The organism is Sediminibacterium sp. (assembly GCF_051861365.1).
Classification (GTDB): domain Bacteria; phylum Bacteroidota; class Bacteroidia; order Chitinophagales; family Chitinophagaceae; genus Sediminibacterium.
Genome location: NZ_JBHYCW010000029.1, coordinates 1 through 16,994 on the forward strand (window position 1 = coordinate 1; position 16,994 = coordinate 16,994).

15 protein-coding genes are annotated in these 16,994 nt (G+C 40.8%); 4 read left to right on the plus strand and 11 right to left on the minus strand.

Annotated features, from left to right (window positions below; translation table 11 throughout):
- Positions 1 to 39 precede the first annotated feature (39 nt).
- Complete coding sequence (locus ACTIEV_RS12345) at positions 40 to 486, minus strand: hypothetical protein (RefSeq protein ID WP_322196729.1); 447 nt, start codon at positions 484 to 486, stop codon at positions 40 to 42.
- 269 nt (positions 487 to 755) lie between these two features.
- Between ACTIEV_RS12345 and ACTIEV_RS12350 the strand changes: the two genes are divergently transcribed.
- Positions 756 to 1,745 (plus strand): glycosyltransferase, encoded by a 990-nt coding sequence (locus ACTIEV_RS12350; protein WP_322196728.1) that lies wholly within the window; start codon positions 756 to 758, stop codon positions 1,743 to 1,745.
- Positions 1,746 to 1,866: 121 nt separating this feature from the next.
- Here the strand turns inward: ACTIEV_RS12350 and ACTIEV_RS12355 are convergent, their stop codons facing one another.
- From ACTIEV_RS12355 to gyrA, 3 genes are all read right to left on the minus strand, one after another.
- Entirely contained in the window at positions 1,867 to 3,024 is a 1,158-nt protein-coding gene (locus ACTIEV_RS12355; RefSeq protein ID WP_322196727.1) for a PQQ-dependent sugar dehydrogenase, read from the minus strand.
- A 189-nt stretch (positions 3,025 to 3,213) separates the two neighbouring features.
- The gene (locus ACTIEV_RS12360) at positions 3,214 to 4,587 is read right to left on the minus strand and encodes a hypothetical protein (RefSeq protein WP_322196726.1); all 1,374 of its coding nucleotides are present in this window, start codon (positions 4,585 to 4,587) and stop codon (positions 3,214 to 3,216) included.
- A 12-nt stretch (positions 4,588 to 4,599) separates the two neighbouring features.
- The gene (gene gyrA, locus ACTIEV_RS12365) at positions 4,600 to 7,245 is read right to left on the minus strand and encodes a DNA gyrase subunit A (RefSeq protein ID WP_322196725.1); all 2,646 of its coding nucleotides are present in this window, start codon (positions 7,243 to 7,245) and stop codon (positions 4,600 to 4,602) included.
- Between gyrA and ACTIEV_RS12370 the strand changes: the two genes are divergently transcribed.
- A complete protein-coding gene (locus ACTIEV_RS12370; protein ID WP_439516584.1) occupies positions 7,244 to 7,477 on the plus strand; it encodes a hypothetical protein in 234 nt (77 codons plus the stop codon). The genes gyrA and ACTIEV_RS12370 overlap by 2 nt on opposite strands.
- Here ACTIEV_RS12370 and ACTIEV_RS12375 read toward each other — a convergent pair.
- Positions 7,474 to 8,202, minus strand: a complete 729-nt coding sequence (locus ACTIEV_RS12375; RefSeq protein ID WP_322196724.1) for a head GIN domain-containing protein — start codon at positions 8,200 to 8,202, stop codon at positions 7,474 to 7,476. The genes ACTIEV_RS12370 and ACTIEV_RS12375 overlap by 4 nt on opposite strands.
- Before the next feature lie 181 nt (positions 8,203 to 8,383).
- Here ACTIEV_RS12375 and ACTIEV_RS12380 point away from each other — a divergent pair, with 181 nt between their 5' ends.
- Entirely contained in the window at positions 8,384 to 9,703 is a 1,320-nt protein-coding gene (locus ACTIEV_RS12380) for a saccharopine dehydrogenase C-terminal domain-containing protein (RefSeq protein ID WP_322196723.1), read from the plus strand.
- 13 nt (positions 9,704 to 9,716) lie between these two features.
- Here ACTIEV_RS12380 and rnr read toward each other — a convergent pair whose 3' ends face one another.
- The 6 genes from rnr to ACTIEV_RS12410 form a co-directional block, all read right to left on the minus strand.
- Positions 9,717 to 11,741 (minus strand): ribonuclease R, encoded by a 2,025-nt coding sequence (gene rnr / locus ACTIEV_RS12385; RefSeq protein ID WP_322196722.1) that lies wholly within the window; start codon positions 11,739 to 11,741, stop codon positions 9,717 to 9,719.
- A complete protein-coding gene (gene lpxK, locus ACTIEV_RS12390; protein ID WP_322196721.1) occupies positions 11,738 to 12,823 on the minus strand; it encodes a tetraacyldisaccharide 4'-kinase in 1,086 nt (361 codons plus the stop codon). The genes rnr and lpxK overlap by 4 nt, the downstream gene beginning before the upstream one ends.
- Entirely contained in the window at positions 12,813 to 13,382 is a 570-nt protein-coding gene (locus tag ACTIEV_RS12395; RefSeq protein WP_322196720.1) for a 5-formyltetrahydrofolate cyclo-ligase, read from the minus strand. The genes lpxK and ACTIEV_RS12395 overlap by 11 nt, the downstream gene beginning before the upstream one ends.
- Positions 13,383 to 13,391: 9 nt before the next feature.
- Positions 13,392 to 14,039 (minus strand): dethiobiotin synthase, encoded by a 648-nt coding sequence (gene bioD, locus ACTIEV_RS12400; protein ID WP_322196719.1) that lies wholly within the window; start codon positions 14,037 to 14,039, stop codon positions 13,392 to 13,394.
- A gap of 119 nt (positions 14,040 to 14,158) precedes the next feature.
- Entirely contained in the window at positions 14,159 to 14,647 is a 489-nt protein-coding gene (locus tag ACTIEV_RS12405) for an RsmD family RNA methyltransferase (protein ID WP_439516585.1), read from the minus strand.
- Between the two features lie 51 nt (positions 14,648 to 14,698).
- Entirely contained in the window at positions 14,699 to 15,535 is an 837-nt protein-coding gene (locus ACTIEV_RS12410) for a DUF3822 family protein (protein WP_322196717.1), read from the minus strand.
- Between the two features lie 79 nt (positions 15,536 to 15,614).
- On the opposite strand from ACTIEV_RS12410, the gene ACTIEV_RS12415 reads away from it, so the two are divergent.
- Positions 15,615 to 16,973, plus strand: coding sequence for an MATE family efflux transporter (locus tag ACTIEV_RS12415; protein WP_439516586.1), 1,359 nt, complete (start codon positions 15,615 to 15,617; stop codon positions 16,971 to 16,973).
- The last annotated feature ends 21 nt before the right edge of the window (positions 16,974 to 16,994 follow it).

Sequence of the window (16,994 nt, forward strand, 5' to 3'; positions counted from 1 at the left end):
TTTCAAAGTTTAAAATTAACAAGCTTTTTCCCGTTAACTCTAACCAAGAATGGACAACTTTTTGGGGGAGCCTACAGTTACCATAGCTGTTTTTACCGTCACTTCGTATCTTCTCAGTGTTATCCAATGGAATTCTGTAACAATATTTAGTAACCCTTCTTTAGTATTTTTCTGCAACACAATTCGATGATAGGGATCATTTTCTTTATCAGCATTCAAAAATCTAAAAAATTTATACCTCCCGGAACAGGATATAAGCCATGAAATGGATTGAATAATTATCTCTTTTACTAAATCGGGATCAATTCCATTTCTTTTGCCTGATTCATCTCCATGTTGATACCTATTATAATAATGTTTATCAAACCAAATCTCTATTAGAACCAGCTCTTGATGTTCAGCTGCTTTCCTGGCTTGAATAGAAGCTTTATTGGCCATCAATGAAAGTGGGTCATGCAATAGGATCTTTTCAGTTACTTTTTTCAAAGGAATTCTTTTCCTTGGTTTTCTTTGCTCCATATAAAACCTCGTATGGAAACAAAAATGAATCAACTTCTTCACTCATCTATTCTCTACATCAAGTTTTACGGATAATACGGTACGATTTTGTGTGATTAATACTTGCTTTATAATATAACCACAAACTCTGTGTTACCTCCGTGGTAAAAAAATCACTCCAAAAAAAAATCCTTTCACTTTTCACATCAGACATCAGAAATCTCCCATCTCCCATCCCTTCCGTATTTTTACATCCTATGCATATCCTCATCGTCAACAACACTGCCATCCCCGCTTTGAAATATGGCGGGACTGAACGTGTGATTTGGTGGTTGGGGAAAGCATTGGTAAAAGCCGGACACCAAGTTTCTTATCTGGTAGCGCCGGGCTCCAGTTGTCCATTTGCAGAAGTGTATCCATTTGATCCTGCACAGCCTTTCAATCAGCAAGTACCCAAAGACATAGGCATTGATATCATTCACTTGAATCATACAGTTAATGAAACGCCGCTTCTTCCCCATCTCATGACCATGCATGGAAACATGAATGAACAAGTTCCTTTGCCGGTGAACACTGTTTTTGTGTCCCGCAACCATGCAGAACGTTTTTGCAGTGAGTCATTTGTTTGCAATGGTATTGATCCGGATGATTATGGTGATCCTGCTCTTGCGGGACCTCGCTCCTATATTCATTTCTTAGGTGATGCTGCTTGGCGTGTTAAAAATGTACAAGGTGCTATTGATATATCCAGAAAAGCCAAATGGCCATTACAGGTCATCGGGGGACATCGGTTCAATTTCAATCAAGGTGTTCGTCTCACATTCGATACCCATGTTCATTTTCATGGTATGAAGGGTGGAGAAGAAAAAAATCAGATCCTTCGACGATCTGCAGCCATGTTATTTCCCGTTCGTTGGCATGAGCCTTTTGGATTGGCGATTACCGAGAGTTTATATTTTGGTTGTCCGGTTTTCGGCACACCTTATGGTTCTTTGTCTGAGATCGTTACAAAGGATGTTGGTTATTTATCTGCCAGTAAAAAAGAGCTGGTACAGGCCTTACAAAACATCCCACAATATGATCGTAAACGTTGTCATGAACGGGTGATGGATCAATTCACTGCTACCCACATGATGCAAGCATATCTCCGGAAATATGAAATCGTTATAAACGGACAAACACTCAACCACCACGCTCCCGTTCTTAAAGAAATTCAGGATGAGAAGTTTTTACCGTTTGGAGAGTAGAATGTTAGCGAATAGCTTATGGGTCATGGCGTATTGTTGATCTGTGATTTTTTGATCTTTGATTTTTTGATTTAAATCAGAATTTATCCAAATCAAAAAATCAAAGATCAAAAAATCAAACTTATTCCCCTGTTACCCGAATAATCCTCCCCGGTCCTTCAACAGCTACATAAATAGCGCCATCGGGACCTTGTTTTACATTGCGGACACGGCCGATACCGTCGAGTATTCTTTCATCTTTGGTAATAGTGTTGCCTTCTAATACAGCTCTGTTTACATGACTTGAATTGAGAGAACCGGTCAACAGGTTTCCTTTCCAGGATTTGAATTTATCGCTGGTGATCACTGCCAATCCACTCGGAGCGATGGAGGGAACCCAATATTTCAAAGGATCTGTAATACCATTCGCAGTGGGATTGGATGAGACAGCTACGCCATCGTAGTTTTTTCCATAACTCACCAAGGGCCATCCATAGTTTTTTCCTTTCTCCACCAAATTGATCTCATCACCACCCATTGGACCGTGTTCATTTTCCCAGATGCGATTATTGATCGCATCATAAGTCATACCCTGTGGATTGCGATGTCCGTAAGAGAACACTGTCGTTGCTGTTGAATTTCCCGGGAGTACTGGATTATCGGCGGGTACTTTTCCGTCATCTGTCATTCGATGTACTTTTCCCCAATCACTTTTGGTATCCTGTGCATTCATGTTCCCGCTGCCTACACCGCCATAACTGGTAGAGCCGCCCTCTCCTACGCTCAGATAGAGCATTCCGGCTTTGTCAAAAATGATACGACTACCAAAATGTCCGTACCAAGTATTGGCTGTTTTGGTTTGAAAAATGGTTTCTGTATTGGTGATGGTATTACCATTGAGTTTACATCGTGTGAGCTTTAAAACTGCACCATTCACTCCTGATTCTGAAGCAGCGTAGGAAATATAGATCCATCCATTGTTGGCATAATTTGGGTGGACTTTGATATCCAATAAACCACCTTGTCCATTGCTAAGGATGCCGGCTGGTACGCCCGATATTTCTTGTATAGTGCCACCGGTGGTATATCGCGCGATGGTACCTTTTTTCTCTGTGAATAACAGATCCCCGTTGGGCAGAAAATCCATTCCCCAAATGACCTCTCTGTTGTTCACTATGATATTGGTTTTCAGTGTTGGTTCGCCCGTAAGCGGAACTTCTGTGTTTTTGCTGGAAGAGCTCTGACAAGCACTCAGAGAACTGAATAGTGCCAATACTGCAATGGTGATGGATGATTTCATATACAGGTATTTACGTACTCTTAAATATACTGGTTCTATAGGGCAAATAAAATGAGGAAGTCTCAAAAGTAAAAAGAAGGCTTTGAGAATCGCCTAAATGAAAACTTTCTCCATCAGGTACCCGAATAAAAAGAGGCTGTATCGGAATTTTGATACAGCCTCTTTTCAATATTTCTTGGGCTTTACACTTTAGAACTTGTTGTGTAATGCATCAAACTCTTTGTATTTCGCTTCAAAAGCATCAAATGCTGCATTGTCTTTACCTCTGGCTCTATCGCGCTTATAAGCGTACAAATTGGCTAACCAGTCAACCGTACGATTGATCACACTTTTTTCGTTATTGGTTCTGCTGCTTTTATCTTTTAAGATAGCGTAAGCTTTCTGTAACCATTCTATTGCCTGATCTACTTGTTGGGTAATAGAGGGTTCTAATGCTGCATTGGCTTTTAGATAAGGTTCAGATTCAGCTTTTGCTTTGGCTTCTACTGCCGCTTTTTTCTTAGGATCTTTTTCAACAGGTTTCTCTGCATTGATCCTTTGAACGGAACGAATATTGTCGCGCACCAGATCATCCAGCGTAGCAAAAGTATTGTAACTCACAACACCTACGTTGAAGGCTGCAATGGCATTATTGCTGTTCTTAGCGAATGCTTTTTTAAATGCTTCAATCGATTTGTTGCTATACTTAACTGCAGTAGCGCTATCCAAGTCATCTTTATTCTTAGCATTGGCAAACGATTCTCCAAATAACAGGTATTTATTTTCAGTCAAAGTTCCCGCTGCATCTTCTTTGTCATACATTTCTGTTTTTGTTTTCAGATCGTATGACTCGAGTAAATCCATCTCATAGTATTCCCACTCTTTACTTTTATCAGGAAATACTTCATTAGCCAAGGCAAGGTTCTTTTTGAATTTTACCTCATCTTTTTGGCTGCTGGAATAATAATCCAATAAAAAACGATACACATCTACAAAATTGGTGTCGCTTATTTTATTGTCAGCCAAACGCTGGTAATATCCAGCAGCAGTTTCTAATTTTTTGGCATTTTGGAAAGCATAAGCGGCATAGAGGATGGATGTGGTATCCATTTTCAGGTTATTGCTGGTCCATTTATTCTCGATGATTTGATCGATATAACGGATAGCAGTTGCAAAATTTTCACCTGCATTTGCCCAATCTTTATCATTGAAACTACCGGTTCCTCTTGTAATAAAACCAAAATACATATCGAAATAGGCGCCGAGACCATCTTTCTCTTTTGCGATAGCATAGGTAGGATCCATTTCCTGGTATTTCTTCAAAGCCGCTTCTGCCTCTGCTCCGGCATTGGCATATTTGGCACTGAGTTCAGGTGTTTTAAAGATCGCAGCATAGATTTTGCCTTTGAACATATACGTCTCTGCCTTTGCTTGGGCTTTTGGATCCGCAGCTAATTTATCGATCTCTGTTTTTGCATCTTCCACCCTGCCTAAAATTATTGCATTTTGTACCTTTTTATAATCCTGTGCGGTAACAAACTGCAGTGTTGCAGCAAAGATGGAAAGCATGAATAGCTTCTTCATAACGGGAGGTTTTTAAACTTGGTTTTCGTTAGTGGTTGAATCGTTATTGTCTGTTGCAGGGTTTTCGTTTTCTGTTGTTTCACCAGGTATTTCCGATGATGCATCCTCATCATCATCTTCAATCTGTGAAATGGCAGCAATCTCATCTCCTTCATCGATCCTGATCAGTTTCACACCCTGTGTGGCCCTACCGGCTTCACGGATCTCACTGATGCTGGTACGAATCGTGATACCGGATTTACAAGTGATGATAAGGTCTTCTTTTTCAGTTACATAGAGGATGCCAACTAAACTTCCTGTTTTGTCTGTAACATGGATCGTTTTCACCCCTTTTCCACCTCGATTGGTGATACGGTATTCATCGATCGGTGTTCTTTTTCCAAAGCCTTTTTCACTTACTACCAAAATGGTTCGGGTAGTATCCTCCTTGTTTACACAGATCATGCCAATTACTTCATCTTTCTCATCATCTACCTCAATACCCGCAACGCCAATGGCACCTCTACCTGTTGCGCGTACCTTCTCTTCCTCAAAACGAATGGCTCTACCACTTTTCACCGCCAGCATGATCTCAGATTTGCCATCGGTCATCCTTGCTTCCAGTAATTCATCGCCTTCCATAATGGTAATGGCATTCACACCATTGGCTCTAGGGCGACTGAAATCTTCCAAAGAAGTCTTTTTAATGATTCCTTTCTTGGTACAAAGTACAATATAATGTTGCTGTACAAAATCTTTATCGGCCAGATTTTTTACATCAATAATGGCTTTCACCTTATCGTCACCCGGTAATTGTATCAGGTTTTGAATGGCTCTTCCTTTGCTTTGCTTTTCTCCTTCGGGTATTTCGTATACACGCATCCAGTAACAGCGCCCTTTTTCTGTGAAGAATAGCATCGTGTCATGGGTAGAAGCGACAAATAGATGTTCTACAAAATCTTCTTCACGTGTTTTAGAACCCACAGCTCCTCTTCCACCACGTTTTTGTTGGCGGTATTCAGATGCGGATGTTCTTTTGATATAACCCAAATGTGAAATGGTAATCACTACATCTTCTTCTTCAATGAGATCCTCAATACGCATCTCATCAGCGAGGTATTGAATCTCACTCTTACGCGCATCTCCAAATTGCTCTTTGATCTCGATCAATTCTTTTTTGATCAGGTCATAACGTAGTGCTTCACTTCCCAATAATGCTTTTAAGTCTTTGATGGTATTGATCAAACCATTGAATTCTTCAATGATTTTCTCTCTTTCCATACCGGTCAAACGCTGTAAACGCAGTTCCAGAATCGCTTTTGCCTGTGCTTCAGATAAACCTTCTTCCTGTTTGTATAATTCGTTGGAAAGATCTGTGAAGAGGTCTTGTTTGAGTAACCATTTGGCCTCTTTACTCTTGCTGATCAGACTTTCTTTGGCTTCATCCGGTGTTCTGCTGGCACGGATCAGGGTGATCACTTCATCCAAATGATCCAATGCTTTCAGGTATCCTTCCAAGATATGCGCACGCTCTTCTGCTTTACGCAAATCGAATTTGGCTCTGCGGATGACTACATCCATCCTGAAATCAATGAACTCAGCGATCAAATCGCGCAGGTTCATGATCTTAGGTTTGCCTTTGGATAGTGCTACGTTGTTGATACCGTAGCTGGTTTGTAATTCAGTGTATTTGTACAATTGGTTAATGACCACTTGCGCTACTGCATCACGCTTCAAATCCAGTACAATTCTGGTTCCTTCGCGTTTGTTACTTTCATTGTTGACATGTGCAATGCCTTCAACAGTCTTATCATTCACCAATTGTCCAATACGATCTGTTAATTGATCTCGGTTTACCTGATAAGGAACTTCCGTGATTACGATCTGCTCACGACCGCTTTGTTTAGTATCCACATGACATTTACCACGCACCACAACTCTTCCTCTTCCGGTAAGTAAAGCCTGTTTTACACCTTCCATGCCATAGATCACACCTCCCGTTGGGAAATCAGGGGCTTTTACGTATTGTATCAGTTCTTCTCCTGTGATCTCTCTGTTGTCAATAAATGCCACGCATCCATCCACCACTTCACCGAGGTTATGCGGCATCATATTGGTAGCCATACCTACGGCAATACCGGATGAACCATTCACCAAGAGTTGAGGAATACGGGAAGGAAGAACGGTAGGTTCTTGTAAAGAGTCATCGAAATTCAGTTGAAAATCAACCGTCTCTTTTTCAATATCATCCAGCATGGCTTCTGCCACTTTCTGTAAACGGGCTTCTGTATAACGCATAGCCGCCGGTGGATCACCATCCTGGTTACCAAAGTTACCCTGTCCATCTACCAGCGTATAACGCATGGTCCAATCCTGTGCCATACGCACCAATGTATCATAGATGGATGAGTCGCCATGCGGGTGGTATTTACCCATCACTTCACCCACAATACGGGCAGATTTTTTGTAGGGCTTGTTGCTGTTATTCCCCAGTTCATTCATCGCATATAAAACCCTGCGATGTACCGGTTTAAAACCATCCCTGGCATCAGGTAGGGCACGACCAACGATCACCGACATCGAATAATCGATGTAGGCTGTTTTCATTTGTTCTTCAATATTGACCTGTATAATGCGGTCGTTATCGCTCGTCTGTTCGGGTAGCAGATTTTCTTCCATGTTCGCTTTTCTCGTACGTATTTTTGAGTTCTTCCCGGTGGATGTTAGCACCCATAAATCCGGGATGGCGAAGATAGTTTTTTTAGGTGGGAAAAAAGGGCTGAAATGGCTGTTTTTTAAGCAGTTTTATCCACAAAGCTGCATAAAAAAACACCCTGTTTTTCCATGGCTCCTGGCGATGGGAAAACTAGGGTGTTTTGTTCTTCTATTACCTTATATGCAAGAGACTTAGTTGGTCACTTTTCTGATGTCTGAACTACCGCTTTTGGAAGTCGTAGCCGTAGCATTCCCCTTGTAATGGATATCGCTACCGCCGGATGCAGTGGCATCCATTTGCTTATTTGCGGTAATGCTAACATCACTACCTCCACTGGAAACCACTCTGCATACATCCGTAATCAACCCATACCCTTCTACATCACTTCCTCCTGATGCAGTAATCTTCACCTGAGCAGCTTTACCTTTAATGGTAGCATCGCTGCCACCGCTGGCTGACAGACTTAATTCATCGCATTGAATCTCTCCCCTAAGGTCTGAACCACCGGAAATAGAGATACTGAGTTTATTGCTTCTGATCACGGTCTCTAAAGACACGTCAGAACCACCTGAAGCACCCAACTTATCCAGATTTTTCACGGATACATAGGCTTTTAATTTTTTATTGCCGGTATTAGAACCCCAGTTCCAACCATCTTTTTTTTCGTAGTAAATCTTCAATACCCCATCTACCACTTCCGTGATGATCTTATCACGATACTCATCAGAAACAGCACTTACTGCTACCGCTTCTTCGGATGATTGTGTGAGATACAGGTCAATACCATTGGATACCTGTACCGCATGGAAATTTTTGAGTCCATTGCGACTCTGTGCATTGGCATCGCGAATGGTTTTTTGGGCAAGAATCGTTCCGGTCAGCATCAGTAACGAAACGAATAAGGTGATCGCTTGTTTCATGTAGGATTTTTTAAGTTGAACGAACCTATCCTGCTTTAGTTACAGAATTGAGTTGATTTTTTTTGATCCCAAGTAAACCTCGTATTTGATTCCGCTTTCTGTGCATTTCAGTGCCTTCTCCGAAGGAGTCCTTTGGACAGTGGCAACATTTTCTATTCATTATTTCTACTTAGCTTGCGGCATGTCATTTCCACCTCCTCATATCCTTGTTTTTGGTGCCGGTAAATCATCTACTGTCTTGATTGATTACCTCAAACGCGAAACCCGACGCAGACAATGGAAACTAACTGTGGCAGATGCAGATATAGAGACCGTTCTTCAAAAGTTGGGCACTGAAATGCATACCCATGCGGTTCAACTGGATATTACCGATACCGAAAAAAGAAGATCATTGATCGCTGCTGCAGATGTGGTGATCTCTTTAATGCCACCGGCTCTTCATTATCATGTGGCCCTAGACTGCTTGGATCTCGGAAAACATTTACTCACTGCTTCTTATGTCGATGATCAAATCAAAGCATTGCAACAGCAAATTGCTGATAAGGAATTGTTGTTTTTGTGTGAGATGGGATTGGATCCCGGTATCGACCACATGAGCGCGATGCAATTGATCCATGCCATTAAAGCCAAGGGTGGAAAGATCCATTCTTTCTTATCACATTGTGGTGGATTGGTAGCTCCTGAAAGCGATAATAATCCTTGGCATTATAAAATCAGTTGGAATCCTCGTAATGTAGTACTGGCAGGCAAGGCCGGTGCCGTATTTCTGAAAAACGGTGAAGAACAGGCATTGTCTTATGAACAGTTGTTCCGTGCATCCGGAAATGTAACCATCCCTGATCTTGGTGAATTGGCCTACTATGCCAACAGAGATTCTCTGAGTTATATTCCAAAATACGATTTACAAGATTGTTCAACATTCATCCGAACAACGCTGCGGCATTCAGATTTCTGCAAAGGTTGGACTACCATCGTTGACCTGAAACTCACGGATGAAATTGTAACTTACGATACAAGTACTTTGCGGATGTCTGATTTTCTCCAACAACATCTACAACAACACCGTTTGTCTGTTACACCGGAACAATTATCATCTGATGCACATATTCAGGCAATGCTACTCAGTTTGGGTTTGAATAGTGAACAGCCGATCCATAAAGGGATATGTACTGCTGCAGATATTCTTCAATGGAGAATGGAATCATCCTGGATATTGGAGCCGCAGGATAAAGACATGATCGTGATGTTGCATGAGATTGAATATGAGCTGAATGGTCAATATAAAACCGTCAAAAGCAGTCTGGTGGTCAAAGGCGAAGATCATTTACGCACAGCCATGGCGAAAACAGTTGGATTGCCATTGGGCATCGCAGCTATATTGATAGCCGAAAAAGCTTTACCTGAAAAAGGACTGCATATTCCGATCATTCCTTCTATTTATGCACCTGTATTATCTTTACTGGCAAAAGAAGGAATCCTATTTCATGAAGTAGAGGACTGAGCCTATCTCTATTTTACTTTTTTTTCCTTTTACCCGTCTCCTTTTCACTTTTGACTTTTGACTTTTCACTTTTGCCTTCCATCACCCATTCATAATCCAATTGTCTTTTTTCAAGATTCGCTGCCACTACCCGAATGGTTACTTTATCACCCATGCGGAAGGTTCTGCCACTTCTTCGTCCAACCAAGCTATAATCACTTTCCACCAATCTGAAATCATCATAATCACTCAGTCCAATCAAACTTACCAGTCCTTCACACTTGTGTTCAACAGTTTCTACCCAGAATCCAAAACTGGCAACACCGCTCACTACCCCTTCAAAACTTTCTCCGAGATAATCGCGCATGTACTCTACTTGTTTGTATTTATTACCTGCACGTTCGCATTCCATAGCGGCTCTTTCTCTGTCGCTGCTATGTTTACACTTCTCTTCCATTTTTTTATCGATCATTGGTTTCCCTTGTAGCACGGTTTCCAGTACACGGTGTACCAATACATCGGGATATCTTCGGATGGGAGAAGTAAAGTGACAGTAAAATTCAAAAGCCAATCCGTAGTGACCAATATTCTCGGTCGTATACACGGCTTTTGCCATGGTACGTATACCCAATTGCTCCAACACATGCTGCTCAGGTTTTCCTTTAGCATCTGCCAGCATTTGATTAAAACTTGCAGCAATAGATTCAGGTGAGCTTAGATCAAATTTATGACCATACTTTTTTGCGAACTCCATAAAAGGAGCCAATCTTTCTGCATCCGGTTGGTCATGCACGCGATATGGGAATGGGATCTGCTTTTTATTGATCTGTATTTTGGAAATATTCTCTGCAACGGTACGATTGGCCAACAACATGAATTCTTCAATCAGTTGGTGTGCTTCTTTACTTTCTTTTACAACAATTCCTACCGGTTTTCCCTTTTCATCTAACTTAAAACGCACTTCCTGCGAAGAGAAATTGATAGCACCTTTACTGAAGCGCTTCTTTCGCATTTTCTGTGCAAAATCATTCAATAGTAAAATATCTTCTGCAAATTTTCCTTCCTTGGTTTCAATGATCTCTTGAACATCTTCATAAGTAAAGCGATGATCAGAATGAATCACCGTTCTACCTAACCAATATTGTTTGATCTCTCCTTTAGCATTCATTTGAAAAATGGCGGAGAAAGTAAATTTATCTTCATGAGGTCTGAGCGAACACAGTTCATTGGAGATTCGTTCCGGTAACATTGGGTTCACCCTATCAGGCAAGTAAACGGATGTGGCTCTCTTATACGCTTCTTCATCCAATTCTGTTTCCGGATGAACATAATAGCTGACGTCGGCAATATGAACACCGATTTCGTAAATGCCATTGGCTAATTTTCGAATAGAAATGGCATCATCAAAATCTTTGGCATCTACAGGGTCGATGGTAAATGTGCGAATCTCTCTGCAGTCTTTTCTTTTTTTGATCTCTTCTGAATCCAGTACATCGGGTAATCGTTCTGCTTCTTCCAATACATCTTCCGGGAAAAACAGCGGGAAACCGGCTTGTGCCAGTAATTCCTTCATGGCTGCATCGTTCTCATCTTCGGGTTGCATTACACTCACGACTTCGCCAACGGGTTTTTTATCTTCTTTCTCCCATTTGACCAATCGAGCTACTACTCGGTCTTTATTTTTAGCACCATTCAAGGATGTCAATGGAATAAAAAGATCCGGCATCGGTTTATCCGTATCAGGAACGAAAAACGCAAAATTGGTAGAGAGTTGTATGTATCCAATGAATTCAGTTTGTCTTCGGCTGATTACTTCGGTAATCTTTCCTTCTTTCTTACCGGTTCTTCCGTTTTCACGCACCACTTTTACACGAACTACATCTCCATTGAGGGCATTCATGAAGTCGCCCGGACGAACCAGTACATCACCACTGCCATTATCGATGACCACATATCCCATACCTGAACGGGTTACTTCGAGTTTACCTTTTAGTAATTGTGCCGTTACAGATTTTTGTTTTTGCTTCTGTTTCTTTTGCTTCGATGTTTTCTTACTCATGATATAGGCTTGTACCTAAAGTTCCTGATAAAATCAGTAACCATTCGATTAAATTGTTCACCTTCTCCAAACAAAAAATCATGTCGTATGGGTAGCACATACATCGGTAAGGTTGCTAATTCATCCCTGAATTTTAACAAACGAACTGCATCTTTTTCTGTTGTCAGAATGATTTTGTCTCTGGCGTGAATACGATCAAATTTTTCTTTGATCTCATTCAGATCATCAATGGAGAAAATATGATGATCTGAATAGTCTTGTTGATAGTAAGTATGGGTGCATTCATGCAGGTATTCTTTCAACGGTTTTGGATTGGCAATACCACATACCAGTAATACCTCTACTCTTGGGGTTAATAACCATTCATCTTCATAATTGAAAATATGATAAGGTACCCCATACGCAATCCTCGTAAAAAATACTTTTTGATCTGCGCGGGGTTTCAGGTTGCGAATGATCTGTTGTTTTCGCTCAGATGAAAGATCTGCCGGACATTTGGTAACCACAATAATATTGGCTCTTTTGGCAGACCTTCTTTCATCACGCAAATCACCGGTAGGCAAAAAGAAATCGTTTACATAGATATTACTGTATTCTGTCAGTAGAATATTAAATCCTGCTTTGACAGAGCGATGCTGAAAAGCGTCATCCAGAATGATGGCTTGCAGATCGGGGACATCTTGTAATAATTGTGGTATGGCTACCAATCTTTCCTCACCTACTGCTACGGGTATTTGCGGAAACTTCATGTGGAATAACATGGGTTCATCACCTATCTCCAATGCCGTTGTTGTAGGATTGGCCAATGCATATCCTTTTGTTTTTCTTTTATATCCCCTACTCAGCGTACCTACTTTGAATTGAGGTGATAATAAATACAAAAGATATTCTACCATCGGTGATTTGCCAGTGCCGCCTACCGCCAAATTACCTACACAGATCAAAGGGAAATTAAAGGAAGCAGATTTGAGGTATTGTTGATCAAACATCCAATTACGAATACGGATAATGAGTCCATACAGCAACGCAATCGGCAATAAAAGAACCCTAAAAGAAGTAAGAAATATCGTATTAAAATTCATAGACCTCGTTCGGCGTGATACAGTAGTTCAAAGGTACGTCAAATTCGTGGGTGTCAGTGAGCAATGGGATGGGATCAAAATAACTAAAACCGATGGTAATGGCATCTGTTCGGCATTGTTGCAGGTAACGGTCATAGAATCCTTTGCCATAGCCTACCCTGTATCCTTGGACATCGCAAATAAGCATGGGTACAAAAATTAGGTCGATATCGGTAGGCTGTAATGGTGCTGTTGCCGGTGGTTCTGTAATCCCCCAGTTATTGACGGTATACACAGTGTCTTCATCAATCAAATGCGCTGTCATGGTACCTGTTTCCTGATCAGACACCGGATATGCAATGTTCAATCCCGGTACCATATGTCTTAAATATCCTGAAAACAAATGCGTATTGGGTTCTGCTTGTCCGGATATAGGCCAATAAGTTAATAAAGTTTGAATACTGCTGAAATCGAATTGCTGAAATTGTATCAACATCAAATCATCCATACGCAAACGATCATGTCCGTCCAACTCTTTTCGTTTGGCTTTATAGATCTTTCTCAATGCGTCTTTTGTCATGTTGATCTGTTATAAATAGCGATGCAAGTTACTACGGATATTTCCTGCTTGCTGCTGAATGAATGTTGGATTCACCTCAGAAAGATAAGGCACAGAACCCAAAGAAGGAAAGCCACTCCATGTTACGATTTCATCTTCATAGTCGAGGTATTGATCATTGAAGATCCAGCCCATCACATCGATACCTACTTGTTTACAGTAAGCTGCCGTTAAACGAGAGTGATTGATGCTGCCTAAATAATTTCTGCTCACCAGAATGACTCGCGCATTCAAGGAAAGAATCAGATCAGCAATCGATTGTTGATCGTTCAGTGGTACCAATAATCCCCCGGCACCTTCTATCACTAATATGCGATCGGGTTTTTCGCTCAACAGTTGCTTTGCTTTTTCTTGTATGATATCAATATCAATAATGATTTGTTCAGCTCTTGCAGCGATATGTGGAGAAGCCGGCATTTGTAAACAATAGATTTCCGGATGAATGATGGTAGTTGTATTCGTTACCAATTGTTGCACCCTTTGTGCATCCGTACCTGTTTCAAATCCGGCTTGTACCGGTTTCCAATAATCAGCTTCTAATGCCTCGGTTACAATGGCCGATACCACCGTTTTGCCGATTTCAGTTCCGATACCTGTTATGAAGATGGGGCGGTTCATTGGTGGTAGTCCATGGTCAATAGACCATAGTCCATGGGGTTTATTTTATTATACTTTAATTAAAGTTATTCGATGGAACATAAGGTATAAAATATTCTTTCTGACACTAAAACTATGGACTATGGACTACTCAAAAAAAACGAAAACAAAGTAGTCCCATAATTTCGTTGAAAGCTAAAGCCTTCAAATTTTTCATAATTGTTTCGCGGTGTGTGTTCCAGTACAAAAAAGCCGCCTTTACGGATCATTTTTTTGGAGACAATTAGCTTGGGTAATTCATCGATGGTTCCCAAGGCGTAAGGAGGACCTGCAAAAATGAAATCGAAGTCTTCTTCACAGGATTGCAAATACGCAAATACATCCATCTTCAATACCTTATAGTTTTCCATCCCTAACATTTCTGCGTTCTTTTTGATGAATGCATGCATGATGGGGTCTTTTTCTACAAGGGTTAATTGCGCTGCACCGCGTGATGCCAGTTCGTAACTGATGCAGCCGGTGCCTCCAAATAAATCCAAAGATTCGATGCCTTCAAAATCCATCCTGTTTTGAAGGATATTGAATAACCCTTCTTTGGCTATATCAGTAGTGGGTCGGGTATGTGGCATTTGGGCGGGTGGACTGATCCTCCTGCCCCCCCCATTTTCCGGAAATAATTCTCATACAATCGGATTAAAGAACGGGGTAAAATAATGGGCATGATATGATTCAAGCATCTCAGGAATCAGTGCTGATTCAGAAAGATTGCTGAACGATCGTTTGGGGAATAATTGTTGTAAATGTTGGTGTAATTCACCATGTGGCTCAATAAATCCACTCATTTCAATATGGGTATCTTCCGCTCTCAGGTCATGCTCTTTGAGTATGGATAAGAGATAAAAGCAAAGGTCTGCAGAAGTTTCAAAGCTGTAAGACTGAATGAAATGCAACTGCCCTTTTATCATCAATACAGCAATGAAAGATTGAGGATATACTTGAATATGTAGTATTGTATCAGGTAAATCGGGTCTTGCAAAAAGTGAATTTAAAATTTCCGTGTAGATATGATGTCCTTGAAACAAATGAAAATGTCTGACTGCCTGGTCTAAGATGGTCTTTCTGATGCGATAGCAATTGACCATATTTTTAGCATCGGCTAGTTTATCATGTTTCTGTTCATGTCTATTCGATTCTCCAAATACCATGGATAAAAAATCTGTTGCCGCAGCAGTATTCATTTTTTCAACCGGGATGATCAATGCTTCCCGGAAATTGTAACATAGATGTACGTTGCCGGAATATTTATCCAGTAAGATGGAGTTGTTTTTGATCTCAAAGAAAACATCACTCCAGTCATTGATATCGTTGTCGAGTACAAAAAATTCAAATGCGTGAATGGTATGTTGATCAGCAATAGAACAAGCTACGTACAAAGGACCTATCTCCACCCGAAGTTGATCTTTCGGGGACATAACCAACGGTGTTGGTGGATAGAATGCCATTGTTTTTCTTGCCATACAATCGATATTGATTGCAATGATATAAAAAAAGCCACTGATTTGTGCACTGGTTAATATTGTAGCTTTGCCCGCATTTATGGAAATCGGAAAAAGCAATATGAATTTACAGGTATCAATCAGCCATCGGCAGATATTGACTATTGCCTTACCCATTACCGCTTCCATCATTGTTCCACAGATCAATTTTATCACCAATAATATTTTCCTGAGTGGCTTAGGTCAACAGGAATTGGGGGTGGCAGGAATCACCGGTGTGTATTATTTGATTTTTGCGGTGATTGGACAAGGACTGAATAATGGCTTACAAGCTTTGATCTCACGTAGGGCCGGTGAGAATCGAATCGATCAAATTGGTAGTTTGTTTTTTCAGGGTATACGGATTTCATTGGTATTGGCTTTATTGGGGATATTGGTCACTTGGTTTTTTGCACCGCTATTGTTTCAATATGCTTTACAAGATCAGGAACGGGTGGATATGGCCGTATCTTTTTTGAATATTCGTATTTTAGGTCTACCCTTTTTGTATGTCTATCAAATGCGCAATGCCTTGTTGGTGGGCACCAACCAGAGTCGCTACTTGATCATTGGTACCGCAACAGAAGCCATTACCAATGTTTATTTTGATTATGGATTTATCTATGGCAAACTCGGGCTTCCGGAATTAGGCTTCAACGGTGCTGCTTATGCCTCTATTATTTCTGAAGTGGCAGGATTATTCGTGATCTTCTTTGTCATTCAGGCAAAAGGTATTGGCAAGAACCTGAGTCTGTTTCAAAACACAAAATATGACTGGAATAATATCCGATTGATTTTACGCATATCCTTTCCCGTAATTCTACAGTTTGCCATCAGTATTATCAGCTGGGAGTTCTTTTATATCTTAATTGAACATCATGGTGCCAGGGATCTGGCCATTTCGAATACCATGCGGAATATTTTTGGATTCTTTGGCTGTTTTACCTGGGCATTTGGGGCTACTGCGAATAGTATGGTGAGTAATGTCATCGGACAAGGCAAACAAGAAAGGGTAACGGAGTTGGTTAAGAAAATTATGTTATGGAGTGTGGGGTTTGCGGTATTTGTATGTACCGTATTGAATTTGTTCCCGCATAGTTTCTTATCTGTGTATGGTCAAGGAGAAGATTTTATTGCAGCTGCTATTCCGGTGATGCGTATTGTGTCTGTGGCACTTGTATTTATGTCGGTATCTGTTATTTGGTTGAATGCAGTAACGGGTACAGGTAATACAAAAGTGAATCTGTATAGTGAGATTGCCGCCATCGTTCTGTATTGTTTATATGTCTATACCGTACTCGAGAAACTTCAATGGTTTATCGAATGGGGATGGGCAAGTGAAATGTTGTATTGGACTACCCTATTTATACCTTCATTCTGGTATATGCGAAGTGGAAGATGGAAAAAGCAACAACTGTAATAGAGGTTTAATCTCTTGTTA

Excerpts from the sequence above, each read along its gene's own strand:
- ACTIEV_RS12415 (WP_439516586.1), top strand. The coding sequence starts at position 15,615 with ATGGAAATCGGAAAAAGCAATATGAATTTACAGGTATCAATCAGCCAT.
- ACTIEV_RS12395 (WP_322196720.1), bottom strand. The coding sequence starts at position 13,382 with ATGACAAAAGACGCATTGAGAAAGATCTATAAAGCCAAACGAAAAGAG.
- ACTIEV_RS12350 (WP_322196728.1), top strand. The coding sequence starts at position 756 with ATGCATATCCTCATCGTCAACAACACTGCCATCCCCGCTTTGAAATAT.
- ACTIEV_RS12410 (WP_322196717.1), bottom strand. The coding sequence starts at position 15,535 with ATGGCAAGAAAAACAATGGCATTCTATCCACCAACACCGTTGGTTATG.
- ACTIEV_RS12405 (WP_439516585.1), bottom strand. The coding sequence starts at position 14,647 with ATGCCACATACCCGACCCACTACTGATATAGCCAAAGAAGGGTTATTC.
- ACTIEV_RS12360 (WP_322196726.1), bottom strand. The coding sequence starts at position 4,587 with ATGAAGAAGCTATTCATGCTTTCCATCTTTGCTGCAACACTGCAGTTT.
- ACTIEV_RS12380 (WP_322196723.1), top strand. The coding sequence starts at position 8,384 with ATGTCATTTCCACCTCCTCATATCCTTGTTTTTGGTGCCGGTAAATCA.
- gyrA (WP_322196725.1), bottom strand. The coding sequence starts at position 7,245 with ATGGAAGAAAATCTGCTACCCGAACAGACGAGCGATAACGACCGCATT.
- lpxK (WP_322196721.1), bottom strand. The coding sequence starts at position 12,823 with ATGAATTTTAATACGATATTTCTTACTTCTTTTAGGGTTCTTTTATTG.
- bioD (WP_322196719.1), bottom strand. The coding sequence starts at position 14,039 with ATGAACCGCCCCATCTTCATAACAGGTATCGGAACTGAAATCGGCAAA.
- ACTIEV_RS12355 (WP_322196727.1), bottom strand. The coding sequence starts at position 3,024 with ATGAAATCATCCATCACCATTGCAGTATTGGCACTATTCAGTTCTCTG.
- rnr (WP_322196722.1), bottom strand. The coding sequence starts at position 11,741 with ATGAGTAAGAAAACATCGAAGCAAAAGAAACAGAAGCAAAAACAAAAA.
- ACTIEV_RS12370 (WP_439516584.1), top strand. The coding sequence starts at position 7,244 with ATGTTCGCTTTTCTCGTACGTATTTTTGAGTTCTTCCCGGTGGATGTT.
- ACTIEV_RS12375 (WP_322196724.1), bottom strand. The coding sequence starts at position 8,202 with ATGAAACAAGCGATCACCTTATTCGTTTCGTTACTGATGCTGACCGGA.